16 protein-coding genes are annotated in these 16619 nt (G+C 72.4%); 10 read left to right on the top strand and 6 right to left on the bottom strand.

The features are described from left to right. Positions 1-62 precede the first annotated feature (62 nt). A complete protein-coding gene (locus HNR61_RS00280) occupies positions 63-539 on the top strand; it encodes a pyridoxamine 5'-phosphate oxidase family protein (RefSeq protein ID WP_182841100.1) in 477 nt (158 codons plus the stop codon). A 384-nt stretch (positions 540-923) separates the two neighbouring features. On the opposite strand, the gene HNR61_RS00270 is transcribed toward HNR61_RS00280, so the two are convergent. After that, entirely contained in the window at positions 924-1199 is a 276-nt protein-coding gene (locus tag HNR61_RS00270) for a hypothetical protein (RefSeq protein WP_182841099.1), read from the bottom strand. Next, positions 1199-2053 carry a mycothiol conjugate amidase Mca gene (gene mca / locus HNR61_RS00265; protein WP_182842195.1) on the bottom strand — a complete coding sequence of 285 codons (855 nt, stop codon included), beginning with the start codon at positions 2051-2053 and terminating at the stop codon, positions 1199-1201. Before mca ends, HNR61_RS00270 begins: the two co-directional genes overlap by 1 nt. 205 nt (positions 2054-2258) lie before the next feature. On the opposite strand from mca, the gene HNR61_RS00260 reads away from it, so the two are divergent. After that, the gene (locus HNR61_RS00260) at positions 2259-2663 is read left to right on the top strand and encodes a DUF4307 domain-containing protein (protein ID WP_182841098.1); all 405 of its coding nucleotides are present in this window, start codon (positions 2259-2261) and stop codon (positions 2661-2663) included. Positions 2664-2857: 194 nt separating this feature from the next. Next, positions 2858-3358: a transcription elongation factor GreA gene (gene greA, locus HNR61_RS00255; protein WP_182841097.1), complete on the top strand. Its 501-nt coding sequence runs from the start codon at positions 2858-2860 to the stop codon at positions 3356-3358. Positions 3359-3627: 269 nt separating this feature from the next. Here greA and HNR61_RS00250 read toward each other — a convergent pair whose 3' ends face one another. Then, positions 3628-4173, bottom strand: coding sequence for an Lrp/AsnC family transcriptional regulator (locus HNR61_RS00250; protein WP_182841096.1), 546 nt, complete (start codon positions 4171-4173; stop codon positions 3628-3630). 72 nt (positions 4174-4245) lie between these two features. Here HNR61_RS00250 and hppD point away from each other — a divergent pair, with 72 nt between their 5' ends. The 7 genes from hppD to HNR61_RS00215 all read left to right on the top strand — a co-directional run bounded on the left by hppD (position 4246) and on the right by HNR61_RS00215 (position 13033). Then, a complete protein-coding gene (hppD, locus tag HNR61_RS00245) occupies positions 4246-5337 on the top strand; it encodes a 4-hydroxyphenylpyruvate dioxygenase (protein WP_182841095.1) in 1092 nt (363 codons plus the stop codon). Between the two features lie 144 nt (positions 5338-5481). After that, positions 5482-5949, top strand: a complete 468-nt coding sequence (locus HNR61_RS00240; RefSeq protein ID WP_182841094.1) for a DUF4190 domain-containing protein — start codon at positions 5482-5484, stop codon at positions 5947-5949. Positions 5950-6045: 96 nt separating this feature from the next. Then, positions 6046-6753 (top strand): RDD family protein, encoded by a 708-nt coding sequence (locus HNR61_RS00235; protein WP_182841093.1) that lies wholly within the window; start codon positions 6046-6048, stop codon positions 6751-6753. Positions 6754-6835: 82 nt separating this feature from the next. Next, positions 6836-8350, top strand: a complete 1515-nt coding sequence (locus HNR61_RS00230; RefSeq protein WP_182841092.1) for a M1 family metallopeptidase — start codon at positions 6836-6838, stop codon at positions 8348-8350. 148 nt (positions 8351-8498) lie between these two features. Continuing rightward, positions 8499-10058 (top strand): M1 family metallopeptidase, encoded by a 1560-nt coding sequence (locus HNR61_RS00225; protein WP_312897693.1) that lies wholly within the window; start codon positions 8499-8501, stop codon positions 10056-10058. A gap of 31 nt (positions 10059-10089) precedes the next feature. Continuing rightward, positions 10090-11514: a M1 family metallopeptidase gene (locus HNR61_RS00220; protein ID WP_312897692.1), complete on the top strand. Its 1425-nt coding sequence runs from the start codon at positions 10090-10092 to the stop codon at positions 11512-11514. A 91-nt stretch (positions 11515-11605) separates the two neighbouring features. Then, entirely contained in the window at positions 11606-13033 is a 1428-nt protein-coding gene (locus HNR61_RS00215; protein ID WP_182841091.1) for a M1 family metallopeptidase, read from the top strand. A gap of 81 nt (positions 13034-13114) precedes the next feature. On the opposite strand, the gene ilvA is transcribed toward HNR61_RS00215, so the two are convergent. Genes ilvA through HNR61_RS00200 form a run of 3 tightly spaced genes read right to left on the bottom strand, consistent with a single transcriptional unit; the run spans position 13115 to position 16474 of the window. After that, positions 13115-14335 (bottom strand): threonine ammonia-lyase, encoded by a 1221-nt coding sequence (ilvA, locus tag HNR61_RS00210; RefSeq protein ID WP_312897691.1) that lies wholly within the window; start codon positions 14333-14335, stop codon positions 13115-13117. A 58-nt stretch (positions 14336-14393) separates the two neighbouring features. Further along, positions 14394-15326 (bottom strand): ROK family protein, encoded by a 933-nt coding sequence (locus HNR61_RS00205; protein ID WP_182841090.1) that lies wholly within the window; start codon positions 15324-15326, stop codon positions 14394-14396. Further along, positions 15323-16474, bottom strand: a complete 1152-nt coding sequence (locus tag HNR61_RS00200) for an FIST signal transduction protein (RefSeq protein WP_182841089.1) — start codon at positions 16472-16474, stop codon at positions 15323-15325. Before HNR61_RS00200 ends, HNR61_RS00205 begins: the two co-directional genes overlap by 4 nt. Positions 16475-16619: the final 145 nt, after the last annotated feature.

Genomic DNA, 16619 nt, shown 5'->3' with positions numbered 1-16619 from the left:
ACCCGAATAAGGGATTGATTATCCTGGCCGCGTCCCGGACCCCCGGCCCGCGAGGAGCAGGCATGGCAGGCGGCAAGCGCGACAGGATCCAGATGACGCCGGAGGAGGTCGACGCCTTCCTGGCGGAGGGCTTCAAGGTCCAGGTCGCCACGGTGAACCCCGGCGGCGAGCCCCACCTGGTGACGATGTTCTACGCGCTGTACGACGGGAGGATCGCGTTCACGACGTACCGGTCGTCGCAGAAGGTGCTGAACCTGCGCCGCAACCCCGCCATGACGTGCCTGGTCGAGGACGGCGTCGAGTACGGCGAGCTGCGCGGGGTGTCCCTGTACGGCAAGGGCGCGGTGATCGAGGACCCCGACGAGCTGCTGAAGGTCGGCGTGGTCGTCGGGTCGCGGATGGCGGGCCTGCCGGTGCCCGCCCTCGGCGAACCCGTCGATCCCGGGTTCGCCGAGGGCGTGCGGCAGGCCATGGCCAAGCGCGTGCTCATCGTGATGGAGCCGGACCGGGTGGTGAGCTGGGACCACCGCAAGGCGTAGCGTCCCGAGCGCCCGGCTCGGAACCCGCCCCGGGCGGCCCGGCGATCCACGGCACGGCCGCCACCAGCGTCCAGAACAGCACGCGCTGGAAGTTGCGGGCCAGCTCGTGCCGCGTCGCGGCGACCACGAACGGCGTCCGGCCGAGCTGGACGGTCAAGGTAGCCGGCCACGAACCACAGCGCCAGCAGGAGCAGCAGGGCCTCGGCGGCGCCGCGGACGGTGAGGTGCTCCAGCAGCCGGTGCGACAGCTGGGTCACGGCGAAGACGAAGACCAGGTCGAAGAACAGCTCGAAGAAGCCCACCCGGGCGCCCGCCCCGCCGCGCACGCGCAGCAGGGACGAGCCGGGGGCCCGCGGAGAGGGGAGTCAGCGCAGGGTCGGGCTCTCAGGCGCCGTCGGGCTTGTCGGCGGAGGAGGTCTTCCCGGTGGCGGCGGCCTTCCCGGCGGGGGCGGACCTCCTCGTCTGGGCCGCCTCCCACTCCTGCTGCTTCAGGTCGGCCTCGTGCGGCGCCTGGATCTTCCGCATCTGCTTGTTCATCGAGCGGATGAGGAGGTACGTCGCCGCGGCGAGCGCCAGGAACACCCCGAAGCCGAGGAAGCCGGGCGAGACCGTGTCGTTGTTGAGCGGATAGTCGGCGAGCGGAACGTTGAGCGGAAGCACTACAGAGACACCTTCTCCCGGACACCGGCGAACAGGTCGTCCTCCGGCAACTCGGTGTCGACCAGGGACCTGGCCAAATGGTAGTCCTCGGTCGGCCATGCCTCTCGCTGGACGTCCAGCGGGACCGCGAACCAGAACCCGTTGGGGTCGATCTGGGTCGCGTGCGCCAGCAACGCCTGGTCGCGGGTCTCGAAGTGGTCGGCGCACGGGACGCGCGTGGTGACCTCCCACCTCGGCGGCTGGTCGTCGAACCGCTTGAGCCAGTCGGCGTACGGCGACTCCAGGCCCGCGGCCTTCATCGCCGCGTCCAGCGCCACGATGCGGTCCTTGGTGAACGTCATGTGGTAGTAGAGCTTCAGCGGCTGCCAGGGCTCGCCCGTGCCCGGGTATCGGTCCGGGTCGCCGGCCGCCTCGAACGCCTCCACCGACACCTCGTGGCACTTGATGTGGTCGGGGTGCGGGTAGCCGCCGTTCTCGTCGTAGGTCAGCATCACGTGCGGGCGGAACTCGCGGACCGCCGCCACCAGCGGCTCGGCGGCCCTCTCCAGCGGCTCCAGCGCGAAGCAGCCCTCCGGCAGCGGCGGCAGCGGGTCGCCCTCGGGGAACCCCGAGTCCACGAACCCCAGCCAGCGCTGCTGGACGCCCAGGATCGCCCGGGCCCGCGCCATCTCCTGCTCGCGGACCTTGCCGATGTCGGCCTTGACCTCCGGACGGTCCATCGCCGGGTTGAGGATGTCGCCGCGCTCCCCGCCGGTGCAGGTGACGACCAGCACCTCGACGCCCTCGGCCACGTACCGGGCCATGGTCGCCGCGCCCTTGCTGGACTCGTCGTCGGGGTGGGCGTGCACCGCCATCAGCCGCAGTCGCGGCCCGGTCGGGTCAACGGATTCGGGCGCGTCGACGTGGTCGGACACGAGGTCGGACACGGTGCGGATCTCCCTCTCGGCAGTGGACTGCTGGCACGCTCTGGTCCCGGGCGGGGCACCCCGGTGCGGAGCACCCGCCAGGACAGACGAGAATTGTCCCTGACAACGTCGCACCCCGCACGGAGATTCCCGCATGGACACGAGCGCCCCGGAAGCCCCGGCCACCGACCACCGCCCCGCGCGCGGGCTGGGCGTGCTCGGCTGGATCGTCATCGGTGGCTTCGCCGCCGTGCTGGCCGGCGGCTGGGCGGTCATCATGGCGAACGTCGGCCAGACGCCGGGGATCCAGTCGCAGACCATCGCCTGGGACGTCCGGGACGACCGTACCGTGACGATCACCTACCAGATCGCCAAGCCCAAGGACGAGACGGTGCGGTGCGTCGTGGACGCCTACGACGAGAGGTTCGTGATCCTGGCGTCGCACGACGTCACCGTTCCGGCGGGCCGCACGGGACTGAGCGCGACCGAGACCCTGACGACCCCCCGGCGCGCCACCGGGGCCCGGGTCAAGGACTGCCGGGTGGCGGCCCGTGGGTGATCCCCACTGTCCGCGGAGCGCGAAACCCCTGGTGAAGCCGGGATCCAATTGGCCGATTGCGGGGCGCCGGTTCAGGGAACCTTTACCCGCACACACCGGATAGGCTAGAGGTTTCACCCGGCCGCACTTCATGTCGATGTGTAGTTCACCCGCCCGGGTGGACGATGATCGCACCATGTGGATGAGGAGTACCCGTGACCGAGACCCGCGCTGACAACGTCACCTGGCTGACCCAGGAGGCGTACGACCGGCTCAAGAACGAGCTGGACTACCTGTCGGACCGGGGCCGCCGCGAGATCGCCGCGAAGATCGAGGCTGCCCGGGAAGAGGGTGACCTGCGGGAGAACGGCGGCTACCACGCGGCCAAGGAGGAGCAGGGCAAGATCGAGGGCCGGATCATCCAGCTCCAGAGCATCCTCGAGAACGCCCGCGTCGGCGAGGCTCCCCGCACCGAGGGCGTCGTCGGTCCCGGCATGACCGTCACCATCGCGTTCGAGGGTGACGACGAGGAGGTCACGTTCCTGCTCGCCTCCCGCGAGGAGAGCGGCGCCCCCATCGACGTCTACTCCCCCAAGTCGCCGCTGGGCGCGGCCATCAACGGCAAGAAGGTCGGCGAGAAGGCCACCTACTCGCTGCCCAACGGCCGCAGCATGACCGTCGAGATCCTCGACGCCACCCCCTACGTCGGCGGCTGAGTTAACGGCCTTTCGGCCCGAACCCCTCGCCTGGCGGCTCGGGAACCGACCGAAAAGCAGGCGAGCGCCGCATCGCTTCGCGATCTTCCGCAGGGGGCCTCGCCTCCGGCTTCAGCCCCCTGCCTCAGCCTCCGGACGCGCTCGCGTGCGTGGCCGGGGCCGCTGAAAAGGCCGAGAACAACAGACATCCGTCTGCTCCATCTGCGCCCGTGGTGATCTCAGGGCCCGTCGTTCCCCGGAACGGCGGGCCTTCGGCGTGCCCGGGGGGATCAGGGGGCGGGTTCGGTGCGGGAGAGCGCGGCGGTCGCCCGGACCAGGGGCAGGGTACGGGTCGGGATCGGGGTGGCCAGGGCGATCACCGAGGAGGCCCGTTCCACCCCGCGCACCTCCACGATCATGTCGATCACGCGTTGCAGGTCCTGGTTGCTGCGGGCCACCACGCGCAGGAACAGGTCGCCGGTGCCCGTGATCGTGTGGGCCTCCAGGACCTCGGGGACCGCCGCCAGCCGCTCGGCGACCGGGTCGTGGCCGCCCACCTGGCGGATCTGGAGGGTGACGAACGCCGTCACCGCGTAACCCAGGGCCGCCGGGTCGATCTCCGGGCCGAACCCCCGGATCACCCCCTGCCTGGTCAGCCGGTCCAGCCGGGCCTGGACCGTGCCGCGCGCCACCCCCAGGCGGCGGGACGCCTCCAGCACGCCGATGCGGGGCTCGGCGGTGAACAGCTCGATCAGCCGGCCGTCCAGAACGTCGATCACTGTGACCCACCTCGCACCGTGGTCATCCTGTACAGAAAGACGGTTACGTCCGGGCATTGACTATGCAGATTGCCCAGTGATTTGGACCACTCTTGCACAACCTGGCGTCCGCATGTCGAGATGGGGGACATGGATGAGTTTCCGGTCAAGGGCATGGACGCCGTCGTCTTCGTCGTCGGCAACGCCAAGCAGGCAGCGCACTACTACTCGACCGCTTTCGGGATGCGCCGGGTGGCCTACCGCGGGCCGGAGAACGGCTCCCCCGACGAGGCCGTGCACGTGCTGGAGTCGGGCGGCGCCCGCTTCGTGTTCCGCGGCCCGGTGCGGGCGGGGACCGACCTCGGCCGGCACGTCGCCGAGCACGGCGACGGGGTCGTCGACCTGGCCATCCAGGTGCCGGACGTGGAGGCCGCCTACAAGCACGCGCTGGCCAAGGGCGCCAAGGGCCTTGAGGAGCCGCACGTGCTGGAGGACGAGCACGGCAAGGTCGTGATCGCCGCGATCGCCACCTACGGCGAGACCCGCCACTCGCTGATCGACCGCTCCAACTACGACGGGCCCTACCTGCCGGGCTTCGAGGCGGCCGACCCGATGGTGGCGCCGCCGGAGAAGCGGTTCTTCCAGGCGATCGACCACTGCGTCGGCAACGTGGAGCGCATGGACGAGTGGGTCGAGTTCTACCACCGCGTCATGGGCTTCACCGACATGGCGGAGTTCATCGGCGACGACATCGCCACCGAGTACTCGGCGCTGATGTCCAAGGTCGTCGCCGACGGGACCCGCAAGGTGAAGTTCCCGCTGAACGAGCCCGCCGAGAGCAGGCACAAGTCGCAGATCGAGGAGTACCTGGAGTTCTACGGCGGCCCCGGCGTGCAGCACGTCGCGCTGGCCACCAACGACATCCTGTCCGCGGTGGACCGGATGCGCGCCGCGGGCGTGGAGTTCCTGGACACCCCCGACTCCTACTACGAGGACCCCGAGCTGCGCGCCCGGATCGGCGAGGTCCGCGCCCCGATCGAGGAGCTCCAGAAGCGCCGCATCCTGGTCGACCGGGACGAGGACGGCTACCTGCTCCAGATCTTCACCAAGCCGGTGCAGGACCGTCCCACCGTGTTCTTCGAGCTGATCGAGCGGCACGGTTCGCTGGGCTTCGGCAAGGGCAACTTCAAGGCGCTGTTCGAGGCCATCGAGCGCGAGCAGGCCCGCCGCGGCAACCTGTGACCAGGCTGCCGTGAGTCCGGTGCCGGAGGGCGCGGCCACCTCCCCCGCGCCCTCCGGCAACCCCGCTCCGGAGATGGTGAAAATCCTGGTCAAAACGGTGGCGCGCGGGGTTCGCGACCGGGGCGGCGGGCCGATCCTGTCGGTATGACGCAACCTCCGTCGGGCCCCGCCCACGGGCCGGACGACCCGCAGAACCAGCCGCCGAACACGCCCTGGCAGCCGCCGTACGGACAGTCCCCCTACGGGCAGCCGCCGCCCTACGAGCAACCCGTCTACAAGGAGCAGCCCTACGGCCAGTACGCCGGGGACTACGGCGGATACGGGCAGCAGCCCCTGGGAGGCCCCGGGCGGACCAACGGCCTGGCCATCGCCAGCATCGCCACCGGGATCATCGGGCTGGTGATGTGCGGCCTGCTCTCGTTCGTGGCCGTCGTGACGGGGCACATGTCGCTCGGCCGCATCAGGCGGACCGGCGAGGGCGGGCGGGGTCTGGCCATCGCCGGGCTGGTGACGGGATACCTGGGCATCGTCGCCTGGGTCCTGCTCATCCTGCTGTTCGTCGCGGGCGTGATCGGCGCCTCCAACGACTACGACCCCTCCTACACGCCGTAGCCGCCCCGGATCCGCCGCTGGCCGGTTGTGGCAAAGAAACGATCTCTGTTCCGCAGATCATGTTTGGCGGGGCCCCCGAAGGTCCACTCTGACGGCATGACGCAACCGCCGCAGGGACCCGGCCCCGGAGAGCAGTCCGAGAACCAGTCATGGCAGCCGCCCGGTGGCGCGGGCCCCTCGTTCGACAAGCAGCAGCAGCCGCCGCCCTACCAGGGGACCTACGGCGGCCAGGAACCCTACGGGGGCCAGTCCCCCTACGGAGCCCAGGACCCCGGATGGGGCATGCCCGCCCCCGGCGGTCCCGGCCACGGCCAGCCGCATCCGGGACCGGCGCTCGCCAGCCGGTGGCGGCGGCTCGGCGCGGCGATCGTCGACTCGCTCCTCCTCGGCGTCCTCTACAACATCCTCCTGGTGCCGTTCCCCGACCCCGTCCGGTTCGAGACGGCCGGCAGCCAGGTCCGCTACATCTGGAACGGCACCGGCGTGCTGGTCAACCTGCTCACCATCGCGTTCGGCTTCCTCTACTACTGGCTGATGCACGCCAGGTTCGGGCAGACGCTCGGCAAGATGCTGCTGAAGACCCGGGTGGTGCGGGAGGCGGACGGCGGGGCGATCTCTTCCGGAACGTCCGCCTGGCGGTACGGCGTCCAGATCCTGCTGTCCCTGCCGTGCGGCATCGGCTCCCTGCTGGACGCCCTGTGGATCCTGTGGGACCCGCGCAAGCAGACCCTGCACGACAAGGTCGCGCACACCGTCGTGGTGGACGCGGTCCCGGGCCGGCCCGATCCCTATCGGAACCGCTGACCCCCGCAACCTCTCGTAGACACCACTACGTCGGATCGGAGTTGTCCGGCCTGCCCGTGACGGGCAGGCTGGTCATGTGCATATGGCCGGAAAGTCCCCTCGTTCCCCGTTCCCGCTGAGCCGCGCCCTGGCGGCGTTCTCCCTCGTGGGGGCGCTGGGCGCCTGCCAGGCCCTCTCCGGTGACGGCGACGGCGGGCCCACACCGGGCCCCACCGGGGCCGACAGCGCCGGCGACCCCTACGTCCCCGGCGACGGCAACGGCGGCTACGACGTCCAGCACTACCGGCTGAAGCTGGCCATCACCCCCCGGGACGCCCGGGAGCTCGACGGCACCGCCGAGATCACCGCCCGGGCCACCCAGCCGCTGTCCCGGTTCGACCTCGACCTGGCCGACCTGAACGTCTCCTCCGTGACCGTGAACGGCCGGGCGGCGCGGCAGCGGCACGACGGCGAGGAGCTCGTCGTCACGCCCGAGCGGCCGCTGGAGCGGGGCGCGACGTTCACCACCGTCGTCCGCTATTCCGGCAGGCCCAAGACCATCAACGACCCCCAGCTGGGCACCTACGGCTGGGTCCGCACCTCCGACGGGGTGTTCGTGGCGTGCCAGCCCAGCGGGGCGCACACCTGGTTCCCGAGCAACGACCACCCCAGCGACAAGGCCACCTTCGACTTCGAGATCACCGTTCCGGACGGGCTGACCGCCATCGCCAACGGGCTGCCCGACCGGATGCCGCAGGGCCAGGAGCCGGGACGTCCGACACCGACGACGACACCGACGACACCGGCGCCGACGACGGGCACGCCCGGTGTCGTCCCCGCCTCCCACCGGAGGTCCACCACGACGACCTGGCGCGTCCGGGAGCCGATGGCGACGTACCTGGCGACCGTGAACGTCGGCAGGTTCGCGATCCGCACCGGCCGCACGCCCAGCGGCGTCCCGGTGCTGAGCGCCGTCGACCCCACGCTCCCGAGCGTGTCGCTGGCGGAGTTCCACGACCGGAACACCCGGGTCACCGAGGAGCTGGCCAAGCTGTTCGGGCCCTACCCGTTCGGCTCCACCGGCGGGCTGGTCGACAACGCCGCCGTCAACTTCGCGCTGGAGACCCAGACCCGCCCGGTCTACGGGGCGTTCGGCGCGGACCAGACGATCATCGCGCACGAGCTGGCGCACCAGTGGTTCGGCGACAGCGTGAGCGTGAGCCGCTGGCAGGACATCTGGCTCAACGAGGGCTTCGCCACCTACGCCGAGTGGATCTGGGGCGAGCGGATCGGCCTGCGGACCGTGCAGCAGCAGTTCGACGAGCGCTACCAGGACCCGGGCAACACCGACCTGTGGAACGTCCCGCCGGGCAACCCCGGCCGGAACGAGATGTTCGGCTCCTCGGTCTACGAGCGCGGCGGCATGACGCTGCACATGCTGCGCAAGAAGGTCGGCGACGCGAAGTTCTTCGACATCCTGCGGACCTGGGCGCGGGAGCGCCGCCACGGCACCGGCACCACGCCGCAGTTCGTCGAGGTCGCCGAGCGGGTCTCCGGGCAGCGGCTCGACGCGTTCTTCAAGGCGTGGCTGTTCGACCGGGGTCGCCCGGCGCTCTGACCCCGGCCCGGCGTCGACGCCGCTGGTCGTGCGGGGGTGAACGGCGGGCAAGGGGACGGAAAAGGCCGGGCGGGTGGGGCGGCGCCGGGCGGGCCCGCCCGGCAGGGTGGAGCGGGTGAGCGGGCCCCATGGACGTGCGAACGCACGTGTGACCGCCGCGGCGACCGCCGCGGCCCTGCTGGTGACGGCGAGCGGCGCCGCGGCGGCCTCGGGAGCGGCCCGCGCGGACGACCCCCATCCGGAGCCCCTGGCCACGGCGCCCGCCCCCGGCGCCCCCGGCACGCCTCCGGGCGAAGACCCCGGCATGCCTCCGGGCCCGAACGGCGCCCCGCCCGGCCCGCCCGACCCGAACGGCGGCGCGCCCTCCCCCGAACCCGGCACCGCCCCCTCCACCCCGGCCCCCCAGCCGGTCGAGGGCAGGCCCGGGGCCGCCGGGCGCGGGGACTCCTACCTCCGGCAGGCCGGGAACGGCGGCTACGACGTCCGCCACTACGACATCGACCTGCGCTACCGCTCCGGCGGCCGGGTCACCCTGACGTCGGTCATCACCGCCACCGCGCTCCACCCCCTGTCCCGGTTCAACCTCGACTTCCGCGGGCCGAGCCTGCGCGGCGTCGCCGTGCAGGGGAGGACGGCGCGGTACCGGCGTTCCGGGCAGGAGCTCGTCATCACCCCGGCGACACCGGTCCGCTCGGGGACGACGTTCACCGTCGAGGTGCGCTACGACGGCAAGCCCCGCCCCGTCCACAACAAGTCCCTGGGCACCTACGGCTGGGTGGCCAGCCGCGACGGCGCCATCGTGCTCGCCGAGCCCGACGGCGCGCCGACCTGGCTGCCGGTCAACGACCACCCGACCGACAAGGCCACCTACGCCTACCGGATCACCGTGCCGTCGAAGCTCCGGGCGTTCGCCAACGGCGTCCCCGGCAGGGTCGTCCGGCGCGGCGGCGAGACCACCTACGAGTGGGCCGAGAGGTCCCCGATGGCCAGCTACCTGGCGACGGTCGCGATCGGCAGGTTCGAGGTCCGGAAGGGGAAGGTCGGGAAGGTCCCGGTCATCACCGCCGTCGACCCCAAGTTCCGCAAGTCCGCGCGCAAGGTCCACGACCTGACCGTCAAGGCGCTGCGGTGGGAGACGAAGCTGTTCGGCAGGTACCCGTTCGCCTCCTCCGGCGGCATCGTGGACGACCCGGCGCTCGACTACGCGCTGGAGACGCAGGGACGGCCGACCTACGCCGGGTTCGTGCCCGACGAGGACTTCGTCGTGCACGAGCTGGCGCACCAGTGGTTCGGCAACAGCGTCACCCTGAGCGACTGGTCCGACATCTGGCTCAACGAGGGCTTCGCCACCTACGCCGAGTGGCTGTGGGCGGAGCGGACCGGCCCCGACACCGCCAAGAAGATCTTCGACCGGTACTACCGGCAGCCCGCCGACTCCCCGATCTTCTCCCCGCCGCCGGGCCGGCCCGGCCACCGGGACCTGTTCGGGTTCTCGGTGTACGTGCGCGGCGCGATGGCGTTGCAGGCGCTCCGGCAGAAGGTCGGCGACGCGCGGTTCTTCCGGATCCTGCGGACCTGGGCGAGCGGCCGGCCGCACCGCAACGTCACCACCCGCGACTTCATCGCCCACGCCGAGCGGGTCTCCGGCAAGAAGGTCGGCCCCCTGCTCAACGCCTGGCTCTACGACAAGGGCAAACCGAGGCTCTGACCTCCGGGCCCGAGGAAGGGAGGCGACGACCGTGCAGGTCCCGCCCCTGGCGCGGCGTACGGCCGTGCTGCTGCTCGTCCCCACGATGGCCGCCGCGACCGCCGCGCCGACGGCCGCCCGGCCGGCCGACCGCCGGAACCACGGTCCGGGCGCGGCGGGCGCCGGCGACCCGTACTTCCCGCTGGCGGGCAACGGCGGCTACGACGTCCGGCACTACGACATCGCGCTGACCTACCGGCCGGAGGGCAGGCGCGTCGCCGGCACCACGACGATCACCGCGACCGCGACGCGGGACCTGTCCCGGTTCAACCTCGACTTCGTGGGCAACCGGGTCCGCTCGGTCACCGTCGACCGCGCCGCCGCGCGCCACAGCCGCCGGGGCCAGGAGCTCACGGTCACCCCGCCGCGCGGGATCGCCAAGGGCCACACCTTCACCGTCGCGGTCTCCCACGCCGGGTCGCCGCGCACCCTCGGCAACGCCAACCTGGGCCGCACCGGCTGGATCCCGACGCCCGACGGCGCGGTCACGCTGTCGCAGCCGCGGGGCTCGGCGACCTGGTACCCGCTCAACGACCACCCGTCCGACAAGGCGACCCACGCGTTCACGATCACCGTCCCGGACGGGCTGACGGTGATCGCCAACGGCGAGCCGGGCAGGACGACGCGGCGGGGCGGGACCACGACGTTCCGCTGGCGCTCCGACCGGCCCATGGCGGGCTACCTGACGCTGCTGGCGATCGGCAGGTTCGCGGTGCGCACGGAGCGCACGCCGGGCGGCATCCCGATGATCACAGCCGTGGACCCGACGCTGACGACCGCCGACCACGACGAGCTGGCGCGCGTCACCGGCGAGGTCACCGACCGGCTGGCACGGTGGTTCGGGCCCTACCCGTTCGCCTCGACCGGCGGGATCGTCGACGACATCCCGGTGGGGTACGCGCTGGAGACGCAGACCCGCCCGGCCTACCCCGGCCAGACCGACACGCCGCTGGTGGTGCACGAGCTGGCGCACCAGTGGTTCGGCAACAGCGTCAGCGTCCGCCGCTGGCAGGACATCTGGCTCAACGAGGGCTTCGCCACCTACGCCGAGTGGCTGTGGGCGGAGAGGCACGGCGGGGCCAGCGCCGAGAGGACCTTCCGGCAGCACTACCGCCGCCCCGCGACCGACAAGGTCTGGCGGCGGCCCACCGGCGCGCCGGGCCGCGACGGGCTGTTCGACTTCTTCCCGGTCTACACGCGCGGCGCGATGACGGTGCACGCGCTGCGCACCGCCGTGGGCGACCGGACGTTCTTCACGATCCTGCGCACCTGGCTGCGCCGCAACGCCGACGCCGGCGTCACCACGGCCGACTTCGTCGCGCACTCCGAGAGGATCGCGGGCCGCCGGCTCGATGGTCTGTTCCGGAAGTGGCTCTACCGGCCCGGAAAGCCGAACCATCCGCGATCCACGTCCTGAACCGGCCGTTTCGATACCAAATCGCGCTTGATCCGAACGAGTCGGCTCGCGAGTCTTGGGGCACGTGTGACACACCTCAAGGACGGGGCCGATGAGCAGAACGCCTCACACTCTCACCGCCGTGACGATCCTCGTCACGGCCGGACTCCTCGGGGCGGCGGCGCCCGTGAACGCCGCCGCCCCCGCCCGCTTCACCCCCGGCGCGCCGGGCGCGGGCGACCCCTACTTCCCCGACATGGGCAACGGCGGCTACGACGCCCAGCACTACGACATCGCCCTGCGGTACGACCCGGCGACCAAGGGCGTGCAGGCCGTCACCCAGGTCAAGGCCCGCGCCACGCAGAACCTGTCGCGCTTCAACCTGGACTTCCTCGGCCCGCTCCAGATCTCGGCGCTGACCGTGAACGGCCGCAAGGCCGCCCACAAGCGGACCGGCGCGCAGGAACTGGAGATCACCCCGCCGAAGGGGCTGCGCAAGAACAGCCGCTTCACGGTGCGGGTCGCCTACTCCGGCGTTCCGCAGAAGGTCGACGACCCGGCGCTGGGCGTGTCGGGCTGGGTCGCCACCGAGGACGGCGCGATCTTCGTCAACCAGCCGATCGGGGCCGCCACCCTCTACCCGGTCAACGACCACCCGACCGACAAGGCCACCTACACGTTCACGCTCGCCGCGCCCAAGGACCTCACCACCCTGGCCAACGGCGACTTCGCGGGCAAGTGGACCAAGGGGGGCCTGACGGTCTCGCGGTGGAAGATGCGCCAGGTCATGGCCAGCGAGCTCGCGATGATCGCGATCGGGAAGTACGACGTGATCAACGGGCGGACCAGGAGCGGCGTCCCGAACATCACCGCCACCGACCAGCGCCTCGGCATCAAGCCGGAGCTGGCCAAGCAGTTCAACACCCAGACCGGGGACGTGCAGGACTTCCTGGCGGGCTACTTCGGCAAGTACCCGTTCTCCTCCACCGGAGGCATCGCCCTCAAGGGCAACATCGGGTACGCGCTGGAGACCCAGGGCCGCCCGATCTACGACCTGTCCCGCCGTCCCGGCACCATCCCGCGGCCCACCCTGCTGGCGCACGAGCTCGGCCACCAGTGGTTCGGCGACAGCGTCACGCCGAAGCGCTGGGCCGACATCTGGATGAACGAGGGCTTCGCCACCTACTCCGAGTGGCTGTACTCGGAGAAGTACGAGAACAAGCCCGTCCAGCAGAGCTTCGACGAGGTCTACGCCACCCCGGCCGACAACGACCTGTGGAAGCCGAGGACCGCCGACCCGGGCCGCGACAACATCTTCCACCCGACCGTGTACGACCGGGGCGCGATGACCCTGCACGTGCTGCGCAAGCGGGTGGGCGACAAGACGTTCTTCAAGATCGCCAAGCAGTGGCCGGCCGCCTACAGGTACCGGAACGCCTCCACGGCCGACTTCATCCGCTTCACCGAGAAGGTGTCGGGCAAGCAGCTCGACGACCTGTACCAGAAGTGGCTCTACACCTCCGGCAAGCCGTCCCTGTGACGGCCCTGTGACGGCCCTCCGCTGGCCGCGGCGCGTCTCCCGCTCCGGCGGGGGGCGCGCCGCGTCCCGTTCCGGGACGCGCTAGCTCAGGGTGAGGGTGTAGCCCTTCTCCCTGAGACGTCCGAGCACTTCCTCGCTGTGGTCGGAGCCGCGCGTCTCCAGGTGCATGAGCACCTCGGCCTCCTCCACGTGCAGGCGGGCGGCGACGCGCTCGTGCATGACGTCGAGGACGTTGACGCCCATCCCGGCCAGCTCGCTGAGCAGCGTCACCAGCGCGCCGGGGCGGTCGTTCAGACGGCACCGCACCACCAGGTAGCGGCCCGCGCCCGCCAGCCCGTGCCGCAGCACCTTGGACAGCAGCAGCGGGTCGATGTTCCCGCCCGACAGGACCGCGACCACCGGCGTCCGCACGGCGTAGGAGTGCTCCAGCAGGGCCGCGACGCCCGCCGCGCCGGCGGGCTCGACGACCTGCTTGGCCCGCTCCAGGCACAGCAGCAGCGCCTGCGAGATCGACTCCTCGGTCACCGTGACCACGGCGTCCAGCAGCTCCGACACCAGGTCGTAGGTGAGGTCGCCGGGCCGTCCCACCGCGATCCCGTCGGCCATGGTCGGCTGGATCTCGATCTTCGCGGGCCGTCCGGCGGCCAGCGACGGCGGGAACGCCGCCGCCCGCTTGGCCTGCACCCCGAGGACCTTCACCGTGGGCCGGCCGGCCTCCTCCAGGGCGGCCTTCACCGCCCCGGCGATCCCGGACATCAGCCCGCCGCCGCCGACGGCCCCGACGATGGTCCGCACGTCCGGGCGCTGCTCCAGGATCTCCAGCCCGATGGTCCCCTGCCCGGCCACCACGTCCGGGTGGTCGAACGGGTGGATGAAGACGGCCCCGCACTTGTCGGCGTACTTGCGCGCGGCCTCCAGGCAGTGGTCGACCGTGGGGCCGGGGAACCGCACCTCGGCCCCGTACCCCCGGGTCGCCGCGACCTTGGGCAGCGGGGCGCCCTGCGGCATGAACACGGTGGCCTTGCAGCCCAGCATGGACGCGGCGAGCGCGACGCCCTGCGCGTGGTTGCCCGCGCTGGCGGCGACCACGCCCCCGGCGCGCTCCTCCTCGCTCAGCCGCGCGATCCGCACGTACGCGCCCCGGATCTTGAACGACCCGGTCCGCTGGAGGTTCTCGCACTTGAGGAACACCGGCCCGCCGATGGCCTCGCTGAGCACGCGCGAGTGCACCAACGGCGTGGGAACGACCACCTCACGCAGCATCTCCCGCGCCGCGCGCACGTCATCAAGCTTCAGAGCCACCCCCGCATCCTGCCACGTCCGCCCCGGTGGCCCGGCCCGTCCCGGCCCGGCAGGGCCGTCAGTCGGCGTGCCAGTAGGAGTCGGGGTCGTGGATCAGGGCGGCGGCGCCGACCAGGCCCGCGGTCTGGCCCAGCGTGGCGGGGACCGCCTCGACCCGGCGGGCGAAGTCCAGGCGGGCGTGGGCGCGCAGGGCCTCGTTCAGCGGCGCGAACAGCAGGTCCCCGGTCTGGGACAGGCCGCCGCCGACCGCCACCACCTCCAGGTCGCACAGGTGCGTCGCCGAGGCGATGGCGACGCCCAGGGCGCGGCCCGCCCGGGTCAGCGCCCGGAGGGCCACCGGGTGGCCCGCGCGGGCGTCGTCCGCCAGCTCCACGCCCGTCACCCGCTCGCCGGGGCGCCAGCCCTGCGACTGGGCCCAGGCCACCAGGCCCGGACCGCGCGCGACGGCCTCCAGGCAGCCCCGGCCGCCGCAGGCGCAGGGCGGGCCGTCGGGGTCCACCACCACGTGGCCGATGTGGCCCGCGTTGCCGCTCGCCCCGTCGATCAGGCGGCCGTTCAGGATCAGGCCGCCGCCCACCCCGGTGGAGACGACCATGCCCAGCACGTTGGCGCGACCCCGGCCCGCTCCCGCGCGGTGCTCGCCGATCGCCACGCAGACCGCGTCGTTGTGGACGCGGACCGGCAGGCCCGGGTGGCGGTCGGCCAGGCGCGCCCGGAGCGGGAAGCCCCGCCAGGCGGGCATGTTCAGCGGGGACACCTCCGCCCCCGGCCAGGTCATCGGGCCGCCGCAGCCCACGCCGACGCCCGCCAGGTCCGGTTCGCCCGCCTCCGCCAGCACCTTGTCCAGCAGGGAGGTGAGGGCCTGCCAGATCTCCTCCCCGTCGCGGGTGACGGGGGTGGGCGTGCGGGCCCGCGACAGCAGCGCCCCGTCGGGGGCGACCACGGCGGACGCCAGCTTCGTGCCGCCGATGTCCACGGCCAGGACGGTCACCGCGTCGCCCCGAACGCCAGGATCGACGCCGTGAAGCCGTGCACGTGGTTGCGGCCCGCGACCGGGCCGATCTCCCCGGCCGCGAAGAAGCCGCCGACCCCGGCCGCGCCGAACGCCTGCTGGAGGATCTTCGCGTCGTGGTCGGAGTCGGGGAACATCGCCCGGCCCCGGCCGTTGCAGGAGAACAGCAGCGCCCCCTCGACGTGCAGGTCGAAGCGCTCCAGCAGGGCCGCCAGGTCGTGCTCGGCCGCGCCGGAGTCGCGGACCTGGAAGCGGACCGTGCGGCCGATCTCCACCACGTCGCCGATCGCGATCGCGCCGGAGTCGGTGTCGGCGCCGACCACCCCGCGCACCAGGAAGTCGCCGTGCTCGTGCTCCTCGGCGTACTCGTCCATCGCCACGCCGATCAGCAGGCCGCGCGCGGCGAGCTCCTGCTCCTCCTCGGGCAGGCCCAGGACGATCTGCTCCAGCTTGTCCAGGGCCGGGGTGCCCGCCAGCTCGTACAGCACGTTGTCCTCGGCGCGGGTGACCACCATGTCGGGACCGATCGGGCGCGCGCCCTGGCTGACGACCGTCGCGGCCGTCACCTCGCCGCCCAGCACGACGCCGACCGCGCCGGAGTCGTGGATCTCCCCGTTCAGGAACAGCCGCACCGAGCCCCGCACCGGCCCGTCGGCCATCCCGCCGACCAGCGGCAGGCCGGGCATCGCCTCGCCGGACCGCTCGACGAACGCGTCCACCGGGAAGCTGTAGGGGTCGGCCAGCAGCACGCCGACCACGTCGTCCTCCTGCCCCTCGGGCATCCCGACGACGATCAGCCGGTCCTCGGCGCGCAGCGTCTCCAGCCGGAACGGCTCCAGCCGCGCCCCCGGCAGCACCGCCGCCCACGCGCTGACCGCGCTGGACTCCTCCACGCCCCGGCCCGCGCCGATGACGCCGCCGGCGCTGCATCCCAGCAGCACGGCCGGTCCCGCGGCCTGCGCGGCGACGCGGGCGGCGTCCTCCAGCTCGTCCGGGTCGTCCCCCGCCACGAACACGCACACCAGGTCGGGCGCGGCGTCCAACGGCGCCAGCGCCTGCTCGACCGCCGACCTCGCGGCGCTGGCCAGGTCGGGGCCGAGGGCCAGGCCGTCACCGAATCGCGCCATCGGCGCCGCCTCCCTCGAACGGTTCACCGGGTCGGTCCACACCACCAGTCTCCCCGCTGGGGGCCCGTGGCCCAAACCTCCGCTCCGCATTCCCGGTGACGGAGATTCGAAGCCGGAGAACGGTGCGATTCGGCGGATCGGCGAC

Origin of the sequence: Actinomadura kijaniata, assembly GCF_014138665.1 — a bacterium.
Taxonomy (GTDB): domain Bacteria; phylum Actinomycetota; class Actinomycetes; order Streptosporangiales; family Streptosporangiaceae; genus Spirillospora; species Spirillospora kijaniata.
This window is presented reverse-complemented; position numbering and strand designations above follow the sequence as displayed.